The sequence below is a fragment of the Rhodococcus aerolatus genome, assembly GCF_054783215.1.
Window position 1 is genome coordinate 16,197 of record NZ_BAAGQZ010000046.1, and the last position, 22,900, is coordinate 39,096.

General features: G+C 76.5%; 18 protein-coding genes. 4 read left to right on the forward strand and 14 right to left on the reverse strand.

The window, feature by feature from the left end; genetic code table 11:
• Nucleotides 1-2 precede the first annotated feature (2 nt).
• The 5 genes from ACYVOF_RS17000 to ACYVOF_RS17020 form a co-directional block, all read right to left on the reverse strand.
• Complete coding sequence (locus tag ACYVOF_RS17000) at nt 3-704, reverse strand: DUF2334 domain-containing protein (RefSeq protein WP_460868558.1); 702 nt, start codon at nt 702-704, stop codon at nt 3-5.
• Nucleotides 705-779: 75 nt separating this feature from the next.
• Nucleotides 780-1,490, reverse strand: coding sequence for a DUF4383 domain-containing protein (locus ACYVOF_RS17005; RefSeq protein ID WP_460868560.1), 711 nt, complete (start codon nt 1,488-1,490; stop codon nt 780-782).
• A gap of 25 nt (nt 1,491-1,515) precedes the next feature.
• Complete coding sequence (locus ACYVOF_RS17010) at nt 1,516-2,709, reverse strand: MFS transporter (RefSeq protein ID WP_460868562.1); 1,194 nt, start codon at nt 2,707-2,709, stop codon at nt 1,516-1,518.
• Between the two features lie 56 nt (nt 2,710-2,765).
• Entirely contained in the window at nt 2,766-4,997 is a 2,232-nt protein-coding gene (locus tag ACYVOF_RS17015) for a S9 family peptidase (protein ID WP_460868564.1), read from the reverse strand.
• A gap of 37 nt (nt 4,998-5,034) precedes the next feature.
• Nucleotides 5,035-5,937, reverse strand: coding sequence for a phosphoribosylaminoimidazolesuccinocarboxamide synthase (locus tag ACYVOF_RS17020; RefSeq protein ID WP_460868566.1), 903 nt, complete (start codon nt 5,935-5,937; stop codon nt 5,035-5,037).
• Nucleotides 5,938-6,254: 317 nt separating this feature from the next.
• On the opposite strand from ACYVOF_RS17020, the gene ACYVOF_RS17025 reads away from it, so the two are divergent.
• Nucleotides 6,255-9,044 carry a lamin tail domain-containing protein gene (locus tag ACYVOF_RS17025; RefSeq protein WP_460868568.1) on the forward strand — a complete coding sequence of 930 codons (2,790 nt, stop codon included), beginning with the start codon at nt 6,255-6,257 and terminating at the stop codon, nt 9,042-9,044.
• 108 nt (nt 9,045-9,152) lie between these two features.
• Nucleotides 9,153-10,658 carry an MFS transporter gene (locus tag ACYVOF_RS17030; protein WP_460868570.1) on the forward strand — a complete coding sequence of 502 codons (1,506 nt, stop codon included), beginning with the start codon at nt 9,153-9,155 and terminating at the stop codon, nt 10,656-10,658.
• A gap of 103 nt (nt 10,659-10,761) precedes the next feature.
• Here the strand turns inward: ACYVOF_RS17030 and purB are convergent, their stop codons facing one another.
• Together purB and ACYVOF_RS17040 are read right to left on the reverse strand one after the other, a co-directional pair.
• Nucleotides 10,762-12,207: an adenylosuccinate lyase gene (purB, locus tag ACYVOF_RS17035; RefSeq protein WP_460868573.1), complete on the reverse strand. Its 1,446-nt coding sequence runs from the start codon at nt 12,205-12,207 to the stop codon at nt 10,762-10,764.
• 62 nt (nt 12,208-12,269) lie between these two features.
• The gene (locus ACYVOF_RS17040; RefSeq protein ID WP_460868575.1) at nt 12,270-12,866 is read right to left on the reverse strand and encodes a TetR/AcrR family transcriptional regulator; all 597 of its coding nucleotides are present in this window, start codon (nt 12,864-12,866) and stop codon (nt 12,270-12,272) included.
• Between the two features lie 98 nt (nt 12,867-12,964).
• Between ACYVOF_RS17040 and ACYVOF_RS17045 the strand changes: the two genes are divergently transcribed.
• Nucleotides 12,965-14,005 carry a threonine aldolase family protein gene (locus ACYVOF_RS17045; RefSeq protein ID WP_460868577.1) on the forward strand — a complete coding sequence of 347 codons (1,041 nt, stop codon included), beginning with the start codon at nt 12,965-12,967 and terminating at the stop codon, nt 14,003-14,005.
• Nucleotides 14,006-14,059: 54 nt separating this feature from the next.
• On the opposite strand, the gene ACYVOF_RS17050 is transcribed toward ACYVOF_RS17045, so the two are convergent.
• The 7 genes from ACYVOF_RS17050 to ACYVOF_RS17080 form a co-directional block, all read right to left on the reverse strand.
• Nucleotides 14,060-15,160: an aminotransferase class I/II-fold pyridoxal phosphate-dependent enzyme gene (locus tag ACYVOF_RS17050; protein WP_460868966.1), complete on the reverse strand. Its 1,101-nt coding sequence runs from the start codon at nt 15,158-15,160 to the stop codon at nt 14,060-14,062.
• 130 nt (nt 15,161-15,290) lie between these two features.
• Nucleotides 15,291-17,015: a sensor domain-containing protein gene (locus tag ACYVOF_RS17055; protein ID WP_460868579.1), complete on the reverse strand. Its 1,725-nt coding sequence runs from the start codon at nt 17,013-17,015 to the stop codon at nt 15,291-15,293.
• A gap of 53 nt (nt 17,016-17,068) precedes the next feature.
• The gene (locus tag ACYVOF_RS17060) at nt 17,069-17,959 is read right to left on the reverse strand and encodes a diguanylate cyclase domain-containing protein (RefSeq protein ID WP_460868581.1); all 891 of its coding nucleotides are present in this window, start codon (nt 17,957-17,959) and stop codon (nt 17,069-17,071) included.
• A 95-nt stretch (nt 17,960-18,054) separates the two neighbouring features.
• Nucleotides 18,055-19,245 (reverse strand): lytic transglycosylase domain-containing protein, encoded by a 1,191-nt coding sequence (locus ACYVOF_RS17065; RefSeq protein WP_460868583.1) that lies wholly within the window; start codon nt 19,243-19,245, stop codon nt 18,055-18,057.
• The gene (locus ACYVOF_RS17070) at nt 19,245-19,553 is read right to left on the reverse strand and encodes a hypothetical protein (protein WP_460868585.1); all 309 of its coding nucleotides are present in this window, start codon (nt 19,551-19,553) and stop codon (nt 19,245-19,247) included. Before ACYVOF_RS17070 ends, ACYVOF_RS17065 begins: the two co-directional genes overlap by 1 nt.
• 99 nt (nt 19,554-19,652) lie before the next feature.
• Nucleotides 19,653-20,924: a phosphoribosylamine--glycine ligase gene (purD, locus tag ACYVOF_RS17075; RefSeq protein ID WP_460868587.1), complete on the reverse strand. Its 1,272-nt coding sequence runs from the start codon at nt 20,922-20,924 to the stop codon at nt 19,653-19,655.
• A gap of 32 nt (nt 20,925-20,956) precedes the next feature.
• Nucleotides 20,957-21,277: a UBP-type zinc finger domain-containing protein gene (locus ACYVOF_RS17080; RefSeq protein WP_460868589.1), complete on the reverse strand. Its 321-nt coding sequence runs from the start codon at nt 21,275-21,277 to the stop codon at nt 20,957-20,959.
• A 33-nt stretch (nt 21,278-21,310) separates the two neighbouring features.
• Between ACYVOF_RS17080 and ACYVOF_RS17085 the strand changes: the two genes are divergently transcribed.
• Nucleotides 21,311-22,894: a Na+/H+ antiporter gene (locus ACYVOF_RS17085; protein ID WP_460868591.1), complete on the forward strand. Its 1,584-nt coding sequence runs from the start codon at nt 21,311-21,313 to the stop codon at nt 22,892-22,894.
• Nucleotides 22,895-22,900 lie beyond the last annotated feature (6 nt).

The window sequence follows — 22,900 nt, forward strand, 5'->3', positions numbered from 1 at the left end:
GCTCAGGCGGCCAGCGCGCCGCCGGCCAGCAGGTCCGGGCCGTGCACCGCCGGGCGGGCGCCGTGGTGCAGGGCCAGGTCGACCGCGTCGAGCACCGCCTGCCGCGGCCCGGGGCCGAGGTGGCGGGCGTCGACGGCGACCCGGACCAGGCCGCCGCGGCGTGCGGTGCGCCCCGCTCCCAGCACCAGGGCCCGGCACCACCACGGCTCGGTGCGCGTCCCGCCCCCGACCCCGAGCACCCGGGACCGCGCGTGCGCCCCGGTGGTGAGGTCGTGCACCCCGGTGAGGTCGGCCAGGTGGTGGAAGCCCAGGGCGGGCAGCGCGGCGACGCTGCCGGGCGAGGCCACCCAGCGCGGTGGGGCGAACACGCGGGTGCGCAGGTCGAGCGACTCCACCACCCGGTCGGCCGCGGTGAGCCGGAGCCGGGCCTCGTGCTCCCCCAGCACGGCGAACTCCGCCCGGCGGCCCTTGGTGGCGGCCTGGTCGTAGCCGTGCAGCACCACCACGTCGCCGCCGTCGCGCCGCGCCCGCAGCCACTCCTGGGCCGCGAGGTCCCGGGTGAGCCGGTAGCCGTGCGGCAGCCGGGGCGCGACGAGCAGCGACAGCGGCACCCCGCGGCGGTCCAGCTCGGCGGCCAGCGAGGCGGCGCCGTCGAGGGTCTCGGCACGGGCCCCGGAGAGCGTCACGACGAGGGTGGCAGCCACGGCACCCAGTGCAGCAGCGGCAGGTGAACGGCCGGCGTCGGCGGGCTGTCCGGGCGCTGTCGGGACCGGGTCAGGTCAGCGGGGGTCCTGACCGGTCTTGCGGGCGTGCTCCCACGCCCGCTCGCGCTCCTCGGCACTGCGTCGCCGCAGGTCGTCGTCGATCATCTTCTCCTGCTCGGGCGTGGCCCGGCCCTCGGCGACGGCGATCTCGATGCGCTCCATCTCGTGGAGGTGCTCGAGCCGCTCGGGGTCGACCGCCTCGTCGTCGTCCTCGGCGTCGCCCCCGGCGGAGGCGTCCTGGCCGTGCTTCTGCGCCGCCTTCGCCTCGCGCTCCTGCCGGTACGGGTTGTCCTGGGTCAGCCCACCGCTGACCCGGCCGTAGAGGCCCACGCTGAGCAGCACCACCCCCACGATCAGGCTGAAGAACACGTTGGGGATGCGGAAGGCGAGGATGTTGAAGCTGGTCTGCAGCAGGGCGAGGTTGACCAGGCCGGAGAGGATGAACAGCACGCCGATGGTCGCGGTGACGGTGGAGGCGGTGCGCCCCCCGCGGGCCGCCGAGCCCAGCAGCACGGCGCCGGTGACCAGGGAGACGATCGAGAGCAGCCCGTTGCTGTTCAGGCCCGCCACCGGGCCCCCGGTCGTCTCGAAGAACCCGAGGCCGCCGACGAGGCCCAGCACCCCGAACGCGATGATGACGACCGCGACGACGGCGGCGCCGATCCGGTGCACGAGGTCGAGCCGGCCGGCCTCGGTCTGCGTCATGTGGTCGCTGTGGTCCGCCACGGCACTCTCCTCGGCTGGGGGTGTGTCAGGGCCCCAGTGTGGTGGGCAACCCGCCGTCGCGCAGCGCAGCCCGACCCGGTTCCCGCGCGGCCCGGCGCAGCCGGACCCCGCGGGCCAGGCCGGCCAGCACCGCCAGCCCGGCGAGCACGGCCAGCGGGAGGCGGGGCCCGGCCACCGGGCGCAGCGCCTCCAGCAGCAGCGGCACCCCGAACCCCAGGTAGGTGGCCACGTAGAACACCCCGGTCAGCGAGCCGCGCTGCGCGGCCGGCGCCCACCGCTCCACGTCGAGCAGGCCCGCGCGCAGCGTCAGCCCGTAGGCCACGCCCAGCGCCAGGAATGTCACCGCCACCAGGGGCAGCGCGGGGTGGTCCGAGCCCAGGGCGGCCAGGCCCAGGCCCAGGCCCGCGACGAGCGAGCCGACGGTGCCCGCGCCGGGGCCCACGCCGCGGCGGCGCGCCCACGCCTGCACCACGATGCCGGTGCCCAGCACCACGCCGCCGGCCACCCCGGTGAGCAGCGGCCCGGCGTAGGAGCTGGGCAGCCGGGACGGCAGGGTGACCAGACCGACGGTGCCGCAGGTGAACACGAACGGGGCCACGGGCAGCAGCCAGCCGAGCGTGGCGCCCGTGCTGCGCCCCGGCTCGGCCGGGCCGTCCGGGTCCCGCGGCGCCGGCGGCCGCGCCCGGTCCGGCGGCAGGCGCCGGGCGCGGCGCGCCGTGAGCAGGCTCGCCGCCACGGCCACCGCGGAGAGCGCGGCGCTGACGGCGAAGGGCAGCACCAGCGGCGCAGGGGCCACCGTGCCGAGCACCCCGGAGACCACCGGGCCGCCGGCGAAGCCCACGGTCATGAGCACCCCGGCCTGGGTGGCCCCGGCCGCACCCCCGAGGTCCGCGGCCCACGCGGTGCCGGCGCTGAACGTGGCCCCGGCGCCGAGGCCGACCAGCAGCCGGCCGACGACCAGCCCGGTGGGGCCGTGCAGCTCGAGCAGGCTCAGGGTGCCCACCGTGGCCACGGCCGCCCCCGGCACGGCCACCGCCGCCCGCCCCACCCGGTCGGAGAGCACCCCGCCGGCGAGCAGGCCGGGCAGCAGGCCCACCGCGTACAGCCCGAACACCGCGGTGAGCAGGGTCGGCGAGAGGTCCTCCTGCACCCGCAGCACCGGCAGCAGCGCGGCGAAGTGGTTGGCCGCCCAGCCGGTGGCCAGCAGCAGGAGCAGCACCGGCCAGCGCGGGACGGCCGGGGCGGCGGCTGTCGCGGGGGGTCTCGCGGGGGGTGTCACTGCCCGGCGGCGGCCGGGGCGGGCCGCGGCTCGTGCGGGGCCCCGAGGGTGTCGATGACCCAGGCGTACTCGTGGGCGGTCTCGCGCCACTGCTCGTAGCGCCCGCTGACCCCGCCGTGCCCCGCCGTCATCTCGGTCTTGAGCAGCGGCGGCACCGGGCCGGTGCCCACCTCGCGCAGCCGCGCGACCCACTTGGCGGGCTCGACGTAGAGCACCCGGGTGTCGTTGAGGCTGGTCACGGCGAGGATCGGCGGGTACGCGACGGGACGCACGTTCTCGTACGGCGTGTAGGACCTCATGTAGGCGTACACGTCCGGGTCGTGCAGCGGGTCACCCCACTCGTCCCACTCGATGACGGTCAGCGGCAGCGACGGGTCCAGGATGGACGTCAGCGCGTCGACGAACGGCACCTCGGCGAGGATCCCCGCGAACAGCTCCGGCGCCAGGTTGGCCACGGCCCCCATCAGCAGCCCCCCGGCGCTGCCGCCCTCGGCAAGCAGCCGTCCCGGCTCGGTCCAGCCCTCGGCGACGAGGTGGCGGGCGCAGGCGACGAAGTCGGTGAAGGTGTTCTTCTTGGCCAGCCCCTTGCCGTCGTCGTACCAGTGCCTGCCCATCTCGCCGCCGCCGCGGACGTGCGCGACGGCGAAGACGACGCCGCGGTCGAGCAGGGAGAGCCGGGCCACCCCGAAGGTGGGGTCCATGCTGGACTCGTAGGACCCGTAGCCGTACAGCAGGAGCGGGGCGGGTCCGGTGACGTCGCGGCGGTGCACGAGGGAGACGGGCACCCGGGTGCCGTCCTCGGCGGTGGCCCAGGTGCGGCGCTGCGTGTACTGCTCCGGGTCGTAGCCGCCGAGGACCTCCTGGCGCTTGCGGACCACGAGCTCGCCGGTGGCCAGCACCAGGTCGAGCACGGTGCGCGGGGTGGTGAACGAGGTGCGCACCAGCCGCAGCAGCGGGGCGTCCCACGTGGGGTTGCCGGCCAGGCCGACGGTGACGAGCTCCTCGTCGAACGCGACCTCCTCGGGCTCGCCGTAGCCGCCGTCGGCCAGGGTGAGCAGCGCGAGGCGGGTGGTGGCCTCGCGGCGGTGGCTGAGCACCAGGTGCCCGGCGAAGGCGTCGACGTCCTCGAGCCGCACGTCGTCGCGGTGCGCGACGACGGTGCGGTGGGTGGCCGGGTCGGCGACGGTGGACACGGGCGCCTCGACGAGGGTGAAGTTCGGAGCACCGTCGTTGTGCAGCAGCAGGAACCGGTCGTCCCCGCCCGGGGCGCCGGGCACCACGGCGTGCTCCACCGAGTACTCCACGCCCTCGCGGCGCGGCAGCACCACCTGCCACTCGCCCTCCGGGTCGTGCGCGTCGAGCACCCGGGCCTCGCTGGTGACCTTGGAGCCGAGCTCGACGACGAGGTAGCGGCGGCTGCGCGTGGTGCCCACCCCCATCCAGAACCGCTCGTCGGGCTCGTGGAGCACCACCACGTCGTCGCTCGCGGGGGTGCCGACGCGGTGGCGCCACACCGTGTCCGGCCGCCAGGACTCGTCGACGGTCAGGTAGAACAGCCACTGCCCGTCGGCCGAGAACACCGCTCCCGCCGAGGTTCCCGGCACCTCGCCGGGCAGCACCTCCCCGGTCGTCAGGTCCCGGACGCGCAGCGTGTACCGCTCGGCCCCGGTGGTGTCGGTGGCCCACGCCAGCCGGGTGTGGTCCTCGCTGACGGTGAAGGTGCCCAGGGCGTAGAAGTCGTGGCCCTCGGCCTCGGTGTTGCCGTCGAGCAGCACCTCCTCACCCGGGACGGGGTGGTCGGGGTCGAGCACCGGGGGCTCCCAGCTGTGCTCGTCGGTCACCGGGCAGCGGCACTGCAGGCCGTGCTGCTGGCCCGCCACGGTGCGGCCGTAGTACCACCAGCCGTCGCGCCGGGTGGGCACGGAGAGGTCGGTCTCGCGCACCCGGCCCTTGATCTCGCCGAACAGCCGCTCGCGCAGCGGGGCGAGGTGGGCCAGCTGCTGCTCGGTGTAGGCGTTCTCCGCCTCGAGGTGGGCGATCACCTCGGGGTCCTCGGCGTCGCGCAGCCACTCGTAGGGGTCCTCGACGGTGTCGCCGTGGTGGGTGCGGGTGTGCGGGACCTTCGCGGCCACCGGCGGCGGGAGCGGCTGCGGCGGCTCGACGGGTCCGGTGGGGGTGACGGGGTCGGTCGCGGGGACCGAGGCGCTGGTGGGGTCGGTGGAGCTCATCGGTCCAGCCTCCCACCCACCGCCGCGGGCGGTCTGCTCAGCCCGGCCAGTCGGCGAACGACATCCCGGTGAGCCGCTCGTAGGCCTCGACGTAGCGCGCCCGGGTGGCGTCGACCACCTCGGCGGGCAGCGGCGGCGGCGGGGCGTCCCCGTGGCGGTCCCACCCGGCGTCGGGCCCGGTCAGCCAGTCGCGCACGTACTGCTTGTCGAAGCTGGGCTGGGGCCGCCCCGCGGCGTATCCCTCGGCGGGCCACCACCGCGACGAGTCGGGGGTGAGCACCTCGTCGCCGAGCAGCAGCATCCCGGAGCGCGGGTCGTGGCCCAGCTCGAGCTTGGTGTCGGCCAGCAGGATGCCGCGGGTCTCGGCGTGGCGCGCGGCGATGTCGTAGACCTGCAGGGTGCGGGTGCGCAGCTCCTCGGCCAGCGGCCTGCCCACCTGCGCGGCGACGGTGTCGAGGTCGACGTTCTCGTCGTGCTCCCCCACGGCGGCCTTGGTGGCGGGGGTGAAGATCGGCCGGTCCAGCCGGCTGGACTCGACGAGGCCCCCGGGCAGCGCGACGCCGCACACCGCGCCCGTCGCCCGGTAGTCGGCCAGGCCGGAGCCGGTGAGGTAGCCGCGGGCGACGCACTCCACCGGCACCATGTCGAGCCGGCGCACGAGCAGGGCGCGGCCCAGCACCTCGGCGGGGACGCGCTCGTCGTCGACCGCGCCGGCGAGGTGGCTGGGCAGGTCGGGCAGCTCGCGGGCCAGCAGGTCGAAGAAGAACACGCTCATCGCGGTCAGCAGCCGGCCCTTGTCCGGCACCGGGGTGTCGAGCACGTGGTCGTAGGCGGAGATCCGGTCGGAGGCGACGAGCAGCAGGTGGTCGTCGTCGACGGCGTGCAGCGAGCGGACCTTGCCCGCGGCGAGGAGCGGGTACTGCTCGAGGGAGGGGCGCACGGTGCCCGACCCTAGGTGAGCCCCCCGCACGGGGCGGGCGCGCTCCGCCACGTAGCGGGCTACCTGCGCCCGGGCAGGCGGGCGCGTGGGCATATAGCGGGCTACCTGCGGGACGGCAGGCGGGCGCGGGGGCATGTAGCGGGCTACCTGCGGGGCGGCAGGCGGGCGCGGGGGCAGGTAGCGGGCTACCTGCGGGGCGGCGGGCATGATCAGTTCACCTGTCGGTCACGTCCGGGCAAAGCCGCGGCCACGCAGGACGAGCACCGTGCTCCGGTGCCCGCGACCCGCGGGCGCACGACCCTGGGGGAGACACCTTCGTGACACCGCACGCCCACCCGGGCCGACGCCGCACCGCCGCGGCGCTCGTCCTCGCCCTGACCACCGGCGGCCTCGCCGCGGCGACCGCCCTCGCACCCACCGCGGCCGCCGCGTCCTCGACCGTCGTCATCAGCCAGGTCTACGGCGGTGGCGGCAACACCGGAGCGCCGTACCGCAACGACTACGTCGAGCTGACCAACCGCGGCTCGACCGCCGTCGACGTCAGCGGCTGGAGCGTGCAGTACGCCTCCAGCGCGGGGACCAGCTACCAGCGGACGGACTTGACCGGCTCGATCGCCCCCGGCGCCCGCTACCTCGTCGCGGAGGGTGCGGGCAGCGGCACCACCGCCACCCCGCTGCCCTCCCCCGCCGTCACCGGGACGATCGCGATGTCGGGCAGCAACGGCAAGGTCGCCCTCGTCAGCACGCAGACCTCCCTGGCCTGCGGCTCGACGTGCGCCGGCAGCGCCGGGGTCGTCGACTTCGTCGGGTACGGCTCGGCGAACGACGCCGAGACCGCTCCCACGCCTGCCCTGAGCAACACGACGGCCGCGATCCGCACGGCCGCCCCGGACACCGACGACAACGCGGCCGACTTCACCGTGGGCGCGCCCGCCCCCGCCGGCGCCGTCGTCACCCCGCCGCCGGCCCCGGTCGACTGCACCGCCACCCCCACCGACCCCGCCTGCGTCGCGGGCGCCACCACCGTCGAGGACGTGCAGGGCGACGGGTTCGTGTCCCCGCTCGACGGCACGACCGTGACGAAGGTCCCCGGCGTCGTCACCGCGGTGCGGGACTCCGGCTCCGGCCGCGGCTACTGGCTGCAGCAGACCGACGGCGCCGACCCGAGCGCCTCGGACGGCGTGCAGGTCTTCACCGGCGCCGCCAGCCCCGGGGTGGCCGTGGGTGACGCCGTGCTCGTCTCCGGCACCGTCACCGAGTACCGGCCCGGCGGTGCGGCGAACCTGTCCGTCACCGAGATCACCTCACCCACCACGACGCGGCTCTCCTCGGGCAACCCCCTGCCGGCGCCGCTGGCGCTGACCCCGACCACGGTGCCCACCCCGTACGCGGCCACCCCGGTCACCGGCAGCTCGGTGGAGACCATCACCACCGTCGACCCCACCCGCTCGGCCCAGGAGTTCTACGAGGCCCACGAGGGCGAGGTCGTCTCGGTAACCGACGCCCGCGTCGTCGGCGCCACCACCGCCTACGGCGAGCTGTACGTGACCAGCAAGCCCGACGAGCAGGCCACCCCGCGCGGCGGCACCTACCTGCCCTCCTACGCGGCGCTGCCCACGGGCCGCATCAAGGTGGAGTCGCTCGTCCCGTCCGCCACCGCGGCCTTCCCCGTCGTCGACGTGGGTGACCGGCTCACCGGCACCACCGCAGGCCCCCTCGACCACGACCAGTTCGGCGGCTACGGCATCCAGGCCACCACGATCGGGGCGGTGCAGGACGGCGGCCTGACGCGGGAGGTCACCACGGCCCAGGCTGCCGACCAGCTCGCGGTCGCGACGTACAACGTGGAGAACCTCTCGCCCGCGGACCCCCAGGCCAAGTTCGACCGGCTCGCCGAGGGCATCGTGAGCAACCTGGCCTCCCCCGACGTCGTCACCCTCGAGGAGATCCAGGACGACACCGGCCCGACCGACGACGGGGTCGTCGGCGCCACGCAGACCCTCGCGCAGCTGGCCGCGGCCATCACCGCGGCGGGCGGGCCGGCCTACTCGTCCACCGAGATCGACCCGGTGGACGGGCGCGACGGCGGGCAGCCGGGCGGCAACATCCGCAACGCGTTCCTGTGGAACCCCGACCGGGTGACGTTCGTCGACAAGGCCGCCCCCGCCGGCACCGACCTCTCCACCACCCCCGTCGGGGTGGAGACCGGCACCGACGGCCGCGCGCACCTGACGTTCTCCCCGGGCCGGGTCGACCCGGACAACGCCGCCTGGGCGAGCAGCCGCAAGCCGCTGGCCGGGGAGTTCACGTTCCGCGGCGAGCCGGTGATCGTCATCGGCAACCACTTCAACTCCAAGGGTGGCGACCAGCCCGCCGAGGGCGTCACCCAGCCCCCGGTGCGCTCCTCGGAGGTGCAGCGCACCCAGCAGGCGCAGGTGCTCGGCGCGTTCGTCGACCAGGTCGTCGCCGCGGGCACCGACCCGAACCTGGTGCTGGCCGGGGACTTCAACGACTACCAGTTCTCGGCACCCGTCACGACGCTGACGCAGGACGGGGCGCGGCTCACCGACCTCATCACCACCCTGCCGGCGGCGGAGCAGTACACCTACGTGTTCAACGGTGTCTCGCAGGTGCTCGACCACATCCTCGTCAACCCGGGCCTGGCCCAGCGGCGGGCGGACGCGGTGGAGTACGACGTGGTCCACGTGAACTCCGAGTTCGCCGACCAGGCCTCGGACCACGAGCCGCAGGTGGTGCGGCTGCGACTCGGCACGCCCGCCGCGGCCACCCCGGCCGTGACGGTCGACCCGGCGGACGTGCGGGCCGGGTCGGCGGCGGCGGTGGCCCTGTCCGGCTTCGCGCCGGGGGCGACGGTGACGCTGCGCCTGGACGGCACCCGCGAGCTGGCGACGGTCGTCGTCGACGCCCAGGGCTCGGGCAGCGCCTCGGTCGTCGTGCCACCGGTGACCCGCGAGGGGGCCCACACCGTGGTCGCCACCGCGGGCGGGCAGTCGGCGTCGGCGGCGCTCACCGTGATCCCGACCCCGCTGCTGGAGCGGTTCGCCGCCCTGCTGCGGGCGTTCGTCCTGCGGTTCTTCACCCGCTGACCCCCGCACGTAGCGGGCTTCCTGCGCGCCGGCCCCCGGGCTCGGGCGCAGGAAGCCCGCTAGGTGCGTCCCGGGCGTAACACCGCGGGGCGGGGCAGGGTGGGCAGCGTGGTGGACGACGACGGTGCCGTGGTGACCAGGAAGTCCGTCGGGCTGCGCTCGGAGCGGGGGCCGCTGCTCAGCGCGCTCATGCTCTCGACGGCGCTCGTCGCGCTGGACTCCACCATCATCGCCACCGCGGTGCCCTCGATCGTCGCCGACCTCGGCGGGTTCTCGCAGTTCCCGTGGCTGTTCTCGGTGTACCTGCTCGCGCAGGCCGTCTCCACCCCCATCTACGGCCGGCTGGCCGACCTGCTGGGCCGCAAGCCGGTGATGCTCGGCGGGATCGGGCTGTTCCTGCTCGGCTCGCTGCTGTGCGGGGTCGCCTGGTCGATGCCGGCGCTCATCGTGTTCCGGGCGCTGCAGGGCCTGGGCGCGGGCGCGGTGCTGCCCATGTCGATCACCATCGCCGGGGACGTCTACACCCTGGCCGAGCGGGCGAAGGTGCAGGGCTACCTGGCCAGCGTGTGGGGGGTCTCGGCCGTCGTCGGGCCGACGCTGGGCGGGGTGTTCAGCGAGTACCTGAGCTGGCGGTGGATCTTCTTCGTCAACGTCCCGCTGTGTCTCGTGGCCGCCACCGTGCTCAGCCGCACCTTCCGCGAGCAGGTCACCCGGGTGCGCAACGCCATCGACTACCCGGGCGCGGCCCTGCTCTCGACGGGCTGCGCGCTGCTCATCCTCGGCCTGCTCGAGGGCGGCCAGGCGTGGGCGTGGGGCTCGGCGCCGTCGGTCGCCGTCCTCGCCGTCGGGGTCGCGCTGGTGGTCGGCTTCGTCCTCGTCGAGCGCCGGGTGGCGGCACCGATCCTGCCGCTGTGGGTGTTCACCCGCCGCGTGCTGCTCGCCTCCAGCCTGGCCGCGGTGGGCGTCGGGGCCGTCGTGCTGGGGCTGACGTCGTACGTGCCGACGTTCGCGCAGGGGGTGCTCGGCGCCGGGCCGGTCACGGCCGGGTTCGCGCTGGCCACGCTGACCGTGGGCTGGCCGCTGTCGGCGGCGCTGTCGGGGCGGCTGTACCTGCGGATCGGGTTCCGGCTCACCGCGCTCCTCGGGTCCGGTCTGGCCGTGGCGGGCACGCTGCTGGTGGCCCTGGCCGGGCGCGGGTCGAGCCTGCTCGAGCTGGCCGGCGCGTGCTTCGTCGTCGGCGCCGGGCTGGGGCTGGTGGCGAGCCCGACGCTGATCGCGGCACAGTCCAGCGTCGGGTGGTCCGAGCGCGGCGTGGTGACCGGGTCCAACCTGTTCGCCCGCTCGCTGGGCAGCGCGCTGGCGGTGGCGGTGCTGGGCGCGGTGGCCAACGCGGTGCTGGGGTCGGCCGCGCCCGTCGGGCCGGTGCTGGCGGACGCGTCGACGGCGGTGTTCGTCGGGGTGGTCGTGGCCGCGGTGGCGATGGTCGGGGCGGTGGCGCTCATGCCGGGGCGGACGCCGGGCTCGCCGACGGGGGCGTCGGAGGCGGGCGACACCCCGCACGGCGCTGCGGCCCCGGACCCGCGGGCGACCGGCACCACCCCCACCCCGGCCTAGCCCGCGAGGGCCGCGACGGCAGCGCACAGTGCGGGCAGTGTGCCCCCGCACGCGCGTCGGGCCCGGCACACTGCGGGCAGTGTGCGGGGCCGGGGGTGACGGGTCAGAGGATGGGGGACGGGGTGTACGCCGCGCCCTCGGGGTAGCGCGCCGCGAGGGCCTCGACCCGGGCGACCACGGCCGCGACCTGCGAGCGCGCCGCCCCGGTGAACGCCGCCCGGTCGGCCAGGGCGGCGTCGAGCGCGGCCCGGTCCAGGGGCAGCCGGTCGTCGGCCGCCAGCCGGTCGAGCAGGTCGTTGTCCGCCCCCTGCTCGCGCATGGCCAGCGCGACCGCCACCGCGTGCTCCTTGATCGCCTCGTGCGCCTGCTCGCGCCCGACGCCCGCCCGCACGGCCGCGACGAGCACCCGCGTGGTGGCCAGGAACGGCAGGTAGCGCTCCAGCTCGCGCTCGACCACGGCCGGGTAGGCGCCGAACTCGTCGAGCACGGTCAGGAACGTCTCCAGCAGCCCGTCGATCGCGAAGAACGCGTCCGGCAGCGCCACCCGACGGACCACCGAGCAGAACACGTCGCCCTCGTTCCACTGCGCCCCGGCGAGCTCGGCCGCCATGGAGGCGAAGCCGCGCAGCACCACGGCCAGGCCGTTGACGCGCTCGCAGGAGCGGGTGTTCATCTTGTGCGGCATGGCCGACGAGCCCACCTGACCGGCGGCGAAGCCCTCGGTGGCCAGCTCGTGCCCGGCCATGAGCCGCACGGTGTGGGCGAACGACGACGGGCCGGCGGCCACCTGGACCAGCGCGGAGACCGCGTCGTGGTCCAGCGAGCGGGGGTAGACCTGGCCGACGGAGTCGAAGGTGGAGGCGAACCCGAGGTGGCCCGCCACCCGTGTCTCGAGCTCGGCCAGGCGGGCCTCGTCCCCGTCGAGCAGGTCGAGCATGTCCTGCGCCGTGCCCATCGGGCCCTTGATGCCGCGCAACGGGTACCGGGCGACGAGCTCCTCGACGCGCTGCAGCGCCACCAGCAGCTCGTCGGCCGCGGACGCGAACCGCTTGCCCAGCGTGGTGGCCTGGGCGGCGACGTTGTGGCTGCGCCCGGCCATGACCAGCGAGGAGTACCGGGTGGCGCGCTCGGCGAGGCGGACCGCGACGGCGACCCCGTGGGCATGGACGTGGCGCAGCGACGTCAGCACCTGAAGCTGCTCGACGTTCTCCGTCAGGTCGCGGCTCGTCAGTCCCTTGTGGATCTGCTCGTGGCCGGCGAGGGCGTTGAACTCCTCGATGCGGGCCTTGACGTCGTGGCGGGTGACGCGCTCCCGGGCGGCGATGCTCGCGAGGTCGACGTGCTCGAGCACCCGCTCGTAGTCGGCGACCGCACCGGCGGGCACGTCGACGCCGAGGTCGGCCTGGGCGCGCAGCACGGCCAGCCACAGCCGGCGCTCGAGGACGATCTTGTGCTGCGGGGACCACAGCGCGCGCAGCTCGGGGCTGGCGTAGCGGGTGGCGAGGACGTCGGGCACCGCGGCGGGCGCGGGCTGCTCAGCGGCGGTCACGACGGCCCAGCCTAGGGGCCCGCGGCCGCTGTGGACGACACCTCGCCTCCTGGCTGCAGCGGTCACACACGGGCGAGCGGGGCGAGCAGGTCGAGCACCGCCAGCAGCATCGTGCGGGCGTCCTCGCGCGGGTCGGGGCCGCTCTCGATCAGCGAGCCGACCACCGCGCCGTCGACGATCGCCACCAGCTGGCCGAGCCGGTCCGGCGTCACCTCCCGGCCGCAGCGCACCAGGATCTCGGTCAGCACCTCGTCGAGCTGGCTGCGCATCCGGCGCTGCAGCGCTCCCACCGCGGGACGGCGCGCCGAGGCGACGAACCGCTCGTAGCGGGCCACCACGGTCTCCCGCGAGCCCTCCCCCGTCGGCCCGACGAGCAGGTCCAGCACCAGCTCGACGGCCGCCTCGGTGCCGCGGCGGCGGGTGGGCGTGGACTCCAGCCGGTCGCGGGCGGCGGCGAGCTCGGTCGCGGCCCCGTGCTCCAGGGCGGCGAGCACCAGGTCGTCGAGGGAGTCGAAGTAGTACGTCGTGGAGGCCAGCGGCAGGTCCGCCCGCTCGGCGACGGCGCGGTGGCGCACGGCGTCGAACCCGCCCTCGGCCAGCAGCTCGGCCGCCGCCTCGGCGAGCGCCTGGCGGCGGCGCTCCCCCTTGGCCGTGGTCACGCGCGGTCGTCCCGGGGTCCTGTCACGGCCGTCATCGTGCCAGCCGGGGCGGGCGCGGCGAGTTGCGCGGGACCCCCTGGTCACGATGAGGTAACGACGTGACCACCTCTGCCCCCACCGTGGACCGCGCCCTCGACCTGCGGTCGGACACCGTCACCGCGCCCGACGAGGCGATGCGGACGGCGATGGCCCGGGCCGAGGTCGGCGACGACGTGCTCGACCGCGACCCCACCATGGCCGCGCTGGAGGAGCGGGTCGCCGACCTGCTGGGCTGCGAGGACGCCATCTGGGTGCCCAGCGGGTCGATGGGCAACCTGGTGGCGCTGATGATGCACCTGCGGCGCGGGGACGCGTTCCTGGCGCCGGAGATGGCGCACGTGCTGGGCTCCGAGCTGGGCACCGCGGCGTGGCTGGCCGGGGGCATGCCGCACCCGCTGCCCCACGACGGCGGGCCCGGGCGGCCGAGCCCGTCGACGGTGCGCCGGTCGGTGGCCACCGAGGGGCCCTACTACACGCTGCGGACGACGCTGCTGTGCCTGGAGAACACCCACAACTTCGCCGGCGGTGCCGTCACCCCGCCCGAGGACCACGTGCAGCTGGTGTCCGCGGCCCGCGACTGCGGCCTGGCCGTGCACCTCGACGGCGCCCGGCTCTGGCACGCCGCGGTCGCGCTCGGGGTGCCCCCGGCCGTGCTGACCGTGGGGGTCGACACCGTCACCGTGTGCCTGTCCAAGGGTCTCGGTGCCCCGGTCGGCTCGGTGCTCGCCTCCACCCGGGAGCGCGTCACCGAGGCGCGGCGGCTGCGCAAGATGCTCGGCGGCGGGGTGCGGCAGGGGGGCGTGCTCGCCGCGGCGGGGCTGGTCGCGCTCGACCGCCTCGACGACCTGGGCACCGACCACGCCAACGCGCGGCTGCTGGCCGACGGGCTGCGCGAGCTGGGCTGGCTGGTCGACGAGCCGCAGACCAACATCGTCCTCGCCGACGCCCCGGACCCGGTGCTGGCGGTGGCGCACCTGGCCGAGAGCGGGGTGCGCGCCCTGCCCGTGGCCGGCCGGGTCCGGTTCATCACCCACCGCGACGTCTCCGCCGGCGAGATCCGGTCGGCGCTGGGCCGCCTCAGCGCCGCGGCGCGCGCCTGACCCGGTCGCCCGGCCCGGGGCTGTGAACGGGACCTCGCGTCCTGGGTGCAGTAATCACACACGGGCGAGGCGCGCCAGCGCCTCGCTGACGTCCGCCTCGGAGCCGGCGAAGCTGAGCCGCACGGTGCGCGCGCCGTGGCGGGTGTCGAAGTCCACCCCGGGCGCGAGCGCCACCCCGGTGCCCGCGAGCACCTCCGCGCACCAGGCCAGGGAGTCGTCGGTCAGCGAGCCCAGCCCGGCGTAGGCGTAGAACGCGCCGTCGGCGGGGGCGAGGTCGCCCAGGCCCACCCCGGGCAGCCCGGCGAGCAGCACGTCGCGGTTGCGGCGGTAGCGCGCTACGTGCCCGTCGAGCTCGGCGCGCGACTCGGGGGTGAACGCCGCGACCGCCGCGTGCTGGGCCAGGGCCGGCGCGCAGATGGTGAGGTTGCCCGCGAGCCGCTCCACCGCCGCCCGGAGCCCGCGGGGCACCAGGACCCACCCCAGCCGCCACCCGGTCATGGAGAAGTACTTCGACGCCGAGCCGATCACCACCGACTCCCGGGAGTGCTCCCAGGCGCTCGAGGTCGACTGCTCGTAGCTCAGGCCGTGGTAGATCTCGTCGGAGACGAGCAGGGTGCCGTGCTCGTCGCACCAGGCGGCCAGGGCGGCGAGCTCCTCGGCCGGGATGATCGTGCCGGTGGGGTTGGACGGGCTGGCCACGAGCAGCGCCGCGGGCACCCGGGGCAGCGCCTCGAGCATGGCCACCGTCGGCTGGTGGCGGGTCTCCGGGCCGGCGTCGACCTCGACGACCCGCAGGCCGAGGGCCTCGATCGTGTTGCGGTAGGCGGGGTAGCCGGGCCGGGCCATGACGACCTCGTCGCCGGCGTCGAGCGCGGCCAGCAGCACCAGGGTGAACGCCCCGGAGGCACCGGTGGTGATGACGACGTCGGCGGGGTCCACGTCGGACCCGACGAGACCGGCGTGGTGCTCGGCCACGGCCTCGCGCAGCTCGGGCAGGCCGGGGGTGACGGTGTAGCCGAGCTGGTGGTCGCGCAGCGCGCGCTCCGCGGCGGCCAGCACCGGGGCCGGGGCCGGCGTGGAGGGCTGGCCGGCGGAGAGGTTGACGACGTCGCCGTGGCTGCGCTGCCGGGCGGCCGCCGCGGCCCAGACGTCCATCACGTGGAACGGCGCGACCCGGGAGCGGCGGGACTCGGTGCGGGCGGGCTGCGCGCGGCCCGGGCGCGGCTCGGTGGTGCTCACCGGCCCCAGTGTGCGCCGCGGGGCGGGCCGTCCCGGCGGCGGGCGGTCAGCGCGCGGCGCCCCGGTCCGCTGCGCCGGCCCGGCCGGACCGCTTGCCGGCGTACATCGCCCGGTCGGCGGCGCGCAGCAGCTCCTCCGCGGTGGGCACCTCCGCCGCCGCCGACGCCACCGCCACGCCCACGGTGGCGCGCACGGTGACCGGCCGACCGTCGACATCGACCGGGGCGTCCAGCGCCCGGGTCACGCGGGAGACCAGCTCGGCCTCCGAGTCGCCGGGGTGCAGCCCGTCGCACACCACGACGAACTCGTCCCCACCCACGCGGAGCACCGTGTCCCCCGCACGGACGGCCGAGCGCAGCCGCCGCGCCACCTCGCGGAGCACCGCGTCCCCGCCCGCGTGGCCGAGGGTGTCGTTGACCTGCTTGAAGTCGTCGAGGTCGACGAACAGCACACCGGCGTCGCGGCCCGTCCGCCCGGTCGTCGCGAGCGCGGTGCCGAGCACGTCGTCGAGCGCGGCCCGGTGCGGCAGGCCCGTGAGCGGGTCGGTCACGGCGGCCAGCGCCAGCGTCGCCGCGGTCGCGCGGGCCTCGGTGACGTCCTCGAGCTGGACGAGCAGGTGCTCGGGGGTGTCGTCGTCGTCGCGGAGCAGCACCGCGGTGCGCCGGCCCCACATCGTGGTCCCGTCGCCGCGGCGCAGCAGCCAGTCGGTCACGTGCCGGTCCACCGCCCCGGCGCGGAGCGCCGCGACCCCGTCGTCGACGGGCCCGGGGTGGTCGGGGTGGACGAGGTCGGCGAGGTTGCACCCGACGAGCTCGTCGACGTCGCGGCGGAGCATCTCGGCCATGGCCCGGTTGACCCGGGTCAGCGTGCCGTCGAGGGGGCGGACGGCGATGCCCACGGGGGCGTTCTCGAGGACCGAGGCCAGCAGCCGGTCCGAGGCACGCTGCGCCTGCTCGGCGTCGACCCGGCGGGACACGTCGCGGCTGGCGGTGCACAGCTGCGCGGGGGAGCCGCCGCGGTCGGTGACCACGGCGACGACGGTCTCGGTCCACACCCAGCGCCCGTCGGCGTGGCGCAGCCGCGCCAGGACGGGGTCGTGGACCCCGCCGGCCGCGCCCGCCGCCAGCGCCGCCCGGGCTGTCCCGAGGTCCGCCGGGTGGACCAGGTCGAGGCCCGAGGTGCCCACGACCTGCGCCGGGTCGAGCCCCAGCAGGCGGGTGGCCGCCGGGGACACCCACTGGAACGTCCCGTCGAGGCCGACGAGGGCGACCATGTCCCGGGTGGTGTCCACGAGCAGGCGCTGCACCCGTTCCGCGTCGGCCCGCTGCCGCGGGGCCGCGTCCGCCGCGGGGAGCTCGCGGAACGCGGTCACCACACCCCCGGGCAGCGGGGGCCCGGTCAGCGGGGTGCTGGTGGCCTCGATCCACACGTGGTGGCCCACGGCGTCGGTGCCCGGCCGGTGCACCCCCAGGACCGACCACCCGACGGGCCGCCCCGTGCGCAGCGCGCGCATCGCGGGGTGGTCCTGCCCGAGCAGCGGCTCACCGTGCTCGTCGACGGTGGCCCACCGGGGGTCGAGCGACGTGCGCCCGAGCGCCTGGTCGCGGGTGAGGCCGAGGATGGTGAGCGCTGCGGCCGTGGCGTCGACGAGCACCCCGTCCGCGTCCTGCAGGACCGCTGCCACCGCCCCGCCGCCCGCGAGACCCAGTGCGGCGGCGTGCTCGGCGAGGTCGTCCGCGGCCGGCCGCATGCCTCCGTCGGGCGGGGTCACGGGCGCATCGTGGCACAGCTGTGGTGCACGACCGGAGCTGGGTGCACCCGCCCTCAGGCTGCGGGAGCAGCGGCGCGGCGTGCGGCCCTGCGGGCGTACATGTCGGCGTCCGCCCGATGCACCAGGTCGTCGGGCGGCACCTCGTCCGTCACCGCGACCCCCACGCTGGCCGTCACCCGCAGCACCCCGCCGGGCAGCCACATCGGGCTGCCGATCGCCACCCCGACCCGCCGCGCCAGGTCGGTCGTCCTGGCGGCGGCGCCGAGCAGCGGGCGGCACACCACGACGAACTCGTCGCCACCGACCCGCAGCGCGGTGTCGCCCGACCGCACGACCGAGCGCAGCCGCGCCGCCACCTCGCGCAGCACGGCGTCGCCGGTGGTGTGCCCACGGGCGTCGTTGACCGCCTTGAACCCGTCGAGGTCGACGAAGAGGACCGCGACGACGCCCCCCTCGAGCCCGGCACGACGGACCGCGGCGTCCAGCACCGCGGTCAGGCCACCGCGGTGCAGCAGCCCGGTGAGCGGATCGGTCAGCGCGGCCCGGCGCAGCAGGGTGTCGGACTCGTGCCGGGCGGAGACGTCCTCGAGCTGGACCAGCACGTGACCCGGCTCCCCGGGGGTGGTGACGAGCAGGACGGCGGTGCGTCGCCCCCACATGGTGGTGCCGTCCCCGCGGCGGTACCGCAGCTCGGTCACCACCGGCTCGGGACCCGTGGGCGTGCCCGCGGCGAGCCGGTCGACGGGCGCCACGTCGTCGGCGGCGAAGTCGACCAGCCAGGAGCTGGCGAGCTCGGCCTCGGAGCGGCGCAGCATGGTCACCAGCGCGGGGTTGACCGTCGCGGCCGAGCCGTCCACCGGGTGCACGGCCATCCCCACCGAGGACTGCGCGACGACCGAGGTCAGCAGCCGCAGGCGTGCCCGGTCGTCGGCTCCGGCGGTCATGCGCGACCACCTCCTCACCACGCGACCGGCAGGCCTGCGTCGGATGATCATGCGCCCCCTGTCCAGCCCGGTGAGCGTGGGAGCGCCTGCGGGACCTAGTACCCGACGTAGCCGCTGCCGCTGGAGACCCCCGTGACCCCGGGCACGTCCGACACCGAGCCGTACCGGTCGATGGAGTAGCGGACGCCGGCGATGATGTTGTCGACGGGGTTCCAGATGTCGTCGTGGCCGGGCAGCTTGTAGCTGTCGAAGGTGGGGCCGATGGTCTGCATCAGGCCCTTGGACGGGGTGCCTGCGGCAGCGTTGGAGTCCCAGTCGTTGATCGCGTTCGGGTTGCCCCCGGACTCGTGGCTGATGATCGTCCAGATGTCCTCGCGGCTCATCTTGTCCACCGGCACGCCCTGCTCGCGCAGGATGCGGATGGCCTCGTCGATCCAGCGGTTGACCTGCTCCGGCGCCGCCGGCGCGCCGGCCCCGCCGGGGGGCCCGCCCCCGGTGTCGCCCCCGGACGAGCCGCCGCCGGAGAAGCCGCCGCCGCCCGTGTGGTCCGCGGTCCCGGAGTACCCCCCGCCGGAGTACCCCCCGCCCGACGAGCCCGACCCGCCCGACCACACCGACGACGACCCCCCGCCGCCGCCGGTGCCGGCCCCGGCCGAGCCCCCGTAGCCCTGGCTGGCGGTGCCCGCGGGGACCTCGGGCGGCGCGCTCACCGTCCAGTCACCGGGCGCGAGCCGGCCGGGCTGGAACGGCTGCGCCGACACCGGCGGCAGCGCGCTGAGCGGGGTCGCCGAGGCCGCGCCGGTGACCTGGCCGGTCGCCTGCTGCAGCGCGGCGACGCAGGTGTCGAGGTGGCCCTGCGCCTCGGCGGTGGCCTGCGCGACGAGGGCGTCGCGCTGCGCCGCGTAGGTGGGGGCGTCGGTGACGTCGATGGCGGCGACGGCGGCGGCGAGCCGGTCGGTGACCCCCTCGACGGCGTCGTGGCCGGCGGTCAGCGCCTGCGCGGCCGCGGTGACCGCGGTGGCGATGGTGGTGGTCGCCGGGCCCACCTGGTCGTAGGCCCCCCGCAGCGAGGCGCCGTAGCCGACGACGGCCTCGGCGGCCCGGCCGTCCCACGCGGCGTCCAGCGCGGCGGTGCGGGCGGCGACGACGTCCCCCGAGCCCTGCGCGTGCGTGCCGGCGTCGGTGAAGGCGCGGGCGGCGGCGTCGAGCCCGCCGGGGTCGGCGACGAGCTCGGCCTGGATCTCGACCAGCCGCGCGGTGCCGGGGATGGCGCTGACGTCGGCCATCAGCCCGCCCCGCCCAGCGAGGAGGCGAACCCGGTGTCGGCGCCGCGCACGGCGACGGCGGACTGGTCGACGGCGAGCCCGGTCGCGGTGAGGGTCTGCGCGCCCGAGGTCAGCTCGCCGGACCAGTGCGCCGCGGCGGCGGTGATCGCCTGCGCGAGCGCGCCTGAGGCCGGGGTGCGCCCGGTGGCGCCCTCGGCCACGTGGACCTGCCCCAGCGCCTCCGCGGCCGCCCCCGCGGTGCCGCCCTCCGCGCTCAGCGCCGCGGCGCAGGCCTCCAGCACGTCGAGCTGGGCCCTGATCCCGTCCACGACGTCCACCCCCTCAGCGGTCCCGGCGCCGTCCGGCTCGACGGCGACCCTCTGCCCCGGTCCGACGCACCCGCCGCGCGGCCGGTTCCCCGTGCCCGGTCAGCCGCCGCGGCGCTCGGGCACGGTGATCTCGCCGCGCTCCGCGGCCAGCCCGATGTCGGTGCGGTGGTGCGAGCCGGGCAGGTGCACCCCGGCGACGCGCTCGTAGGCCTGCGCCCGGGCCGCGGCCAGGTCGGCCCCCGTGCCGACGACGGCCAGCACCCGCCCCCCGGCGGAGACGACGCCGCCGTCGGGGCCCGTCTCGGTGCCGGCGTGCAGCACGCCCTCGGCGTCCGACCCGGTCACGACGTCCCCGGTCCGGGGCCGGCCCGGGTAGCTCTCCGCCGCGACGACGACGGCGACGGCCGCGCCCGGCTCCCAGTCCAGCTCGGTGGCCCCGTCGAGGGAGCCGGTGGCGACGGCGTGCAGCAGCCCGCCGAGCGGGGTGCGCAGCAGGGCGAGCACGGCCTGGGTCTCCGGGTCGCCGAAGCGGCAGTTGAACTCCACCACCGCGGGCCCGTCCGACCCGACGGCGAGGCCGGCGTAGAGGAGGCCGGAGAACGGGGCGCCGCGCGCGGCGAGCTCGGCCGCGACGGGGCGGACGACGGTGTCGACGACCTCGGTGACGAGACCGTCGGGCGCCCAGGGCAGCGGCGTGTAGGCGCCCATGCCGCCGGTGTTGGGGCCGAGGTCGCCGTCGCCGACGCGCTTGTGGTCCTGCGCCGGCAGCAGCGGCACCACCGTCGTGCCGTCGACCAGGCAGAACAGGCTGACCTCGGGCCCGTCGAGGAAGCTCTCCAGCAGCACCGGGTGCCCGTCGTCGAGCAGGGTGGCGGCGTGGGCGCGGGCGGCGTCGCGGTCCGGGGTGACGACGACCCCCTTGCCGGCGGCGAGCCCGTCGTCCTTGACCACCCAGGTGGGGCCGAAGCGGTCGAGGGCACCGTCGAGCGCGGCGGGGGTGTCCACGACCTCGGCGTGCGCGGTGCGGACCCCCGCGGCGGCCATGACGTCCTTGGCGAACGCCTTGGAGCCCTCGATGCGGGCGGCGGCGGCAGACGGGCCGAAGCAGGCGACGCCCGCCTCGCGGACCGCGTCGGCCACCCCGAGCACCAGGGGCACCTCGGGGCCGATGACGACCAGGTCGCTGCCCAGCTCGCGGGCCAGCGCGACGACGGCGACGGCGTCGGCCGGGTCGACCGCGTGGCGCTGCGCCACCCGGGCGGTGCCGGCGTTGCCCGGCGCGCACGCCAGCTCGGTCACCGCGGGGTCGCGCCGCAGGGCCAGCAGCAGGGCGTGCTCACGGGCACCGGAACCGATCACGAGGACGCGCACGTCGTGGAGGGTATCGGCGCGGCGGGGCGCGCTCAGCCCAGCAGGGCGTCGGGGTAGCACCAGCGCCACGTCTCCCCCGGCTCCACCGAGCGCATCACCGGGTGGCCGGTGCCGTGGTGGTGCGCGGTGGCGTGGCGGTGCGGGCTGGAGTCGCAGCAGGCGACGTGGCCGCACTCCAGGCACTGCCGCAGGTGCGCCCAGAGGTCCTCGCCGAGGGCGGTGCAGTCCTCGCAGCGGGGGTCGGCGACGGGGTCGGGCTCGGCGGCGGGGGCCGCGGCCAGGTGCTCGCACCCCCCGGCGGGCGGGGCGGGGGTGCGGTCCGGGGCGGGGCGGGAGCGGCGGAACAGGGACATCGGGCACCATCCTGCACCGAGAGGGGGTGGGCCGTGGACGCGGAGCTGCTCGTGGTGGTCGTCGTCGCGCTGCTGGTCGCCGGGTTCGCCCGGGCCCGGGGCCTGTCCTCGCCGCTGCTGCTGACCGTGGTCGGCCTGGCCGCCTCCGCGCTGCCCGGGCTGGGTGAGATCACCCTCGACCCGGACCTGGTGCTGTTCGTCGTGCTGCCGCCGCTGCTGTACTCCGCGGCGCTGCAGTCGAGCTACCGGGGCCTCAAGGTCAGCAAGCGGCCCATCGGGCTGCTCGCCGTCGGGCTGCCGCTGGTCACCACGGCCGTCGTCGGGGTGGTCGCCTACCTCGTCCTGCCCGAGCTGCCGTGGGCGGCCGCGCTGGTGCTCGGCGCGATCGTCGCCCCGCCCGACGCGGTCTCCGCCGCCGCGATCGGCCGCCGCCTCGGCCTGCCCCGCCGGATCATGACGCTGCTCTCCGGGGAGAGCCTGCTCAACGACGCCACCGCGCTCACCGCGTACCGGGTGGCGCTGGCCGCGGCCGTCGGCGCCGGGGCGGGGCTGCTCAGCGGGCTGGAGACGTTCGTCCTCGCCGTCGTCGTCGGGGTCGCGGTCGGCCTGCTCGTCGGCGTCGTCGTCTCCGCCATCCGCCGCCGCCTCGACGACCCGGTGCTGGAGAGCTCGATCGGGCTGCTGGTGCCGTTCCTGACCTACCTCGGCGCCGAGGAGCTCGAGGGGTCCGGGGTGCTCGCCGTCGTCACGGCCGGGCTGTGGCTGGGCAGCCGCGCCACGAAGGCCGGGTACGCCACCCGGCTGCAGGACGACGCGGTGTGGAAGGCCGCCGACGTCGTCCTGGAGTCGTTCGTGTTCCTGCTCATCGGGCTGCAGCTGCCCGCCGTCGTGGCGGGCCTGCAGGGCCGCAGCGCGCTGAGCATGACGCTGGCCTCGGTGGCCGTGCTGGGCACGGTCGTGCTGGTCCGCCTGGTGTGGGTGTTCGCCACGACCCTGCTCAGCGGGATGCTGCGCGGCACCGACGGGGCGCCACCGCTGCGGGCGGTGCTCGTCGTGGGGTGGGCGGGCATGCGGGGGGTGGTGTCGCTGGCCGCCGCGTTCGCGATCCCGCTGACCACGATGGGCGGGGCCGGCTTCCCCGCGCGCGACGAGATCCTGTTCCTCTCCTTCGTCGTGGTCGTGGGCACGCTGCTGCTGCAGGGCCTCACCCTGCCGTGGCTGATCCGCACCCTCGGCGTGCAGGGCCAGGAGGCCAGCTCGGACGCCGTCGCCGAGGCCGCCGCGCAGCACGAGGCCGCGCAGGCCGCGACCGCCCGGCTCGACGAGCTCGTCGACCCCGCCGCCGAGGGCGGCACCCAGGTGGCCGAGCGCACCGCGAAGATCCTGCGGGGCTGGGCCGAGCGCCGCTCCACCAGCGCCTGGGAGCGGCTCGGCCGCAGCGACGCCGAGCTCGGGGAGAGCCCGGCCGCCACGTTCCGCCGGCTGCGCCGGGAGATGCTCGCCGCGGAGCGGGAGGTGTTCGTGGCCCACCGCGACGCCGGCCGCATCGACGACGAGGTGCTGCGGCGGGTGATGCACGAGCTCGACCTCGAGGAGGCCATGCTCGACCGCGACTGAGCCGTG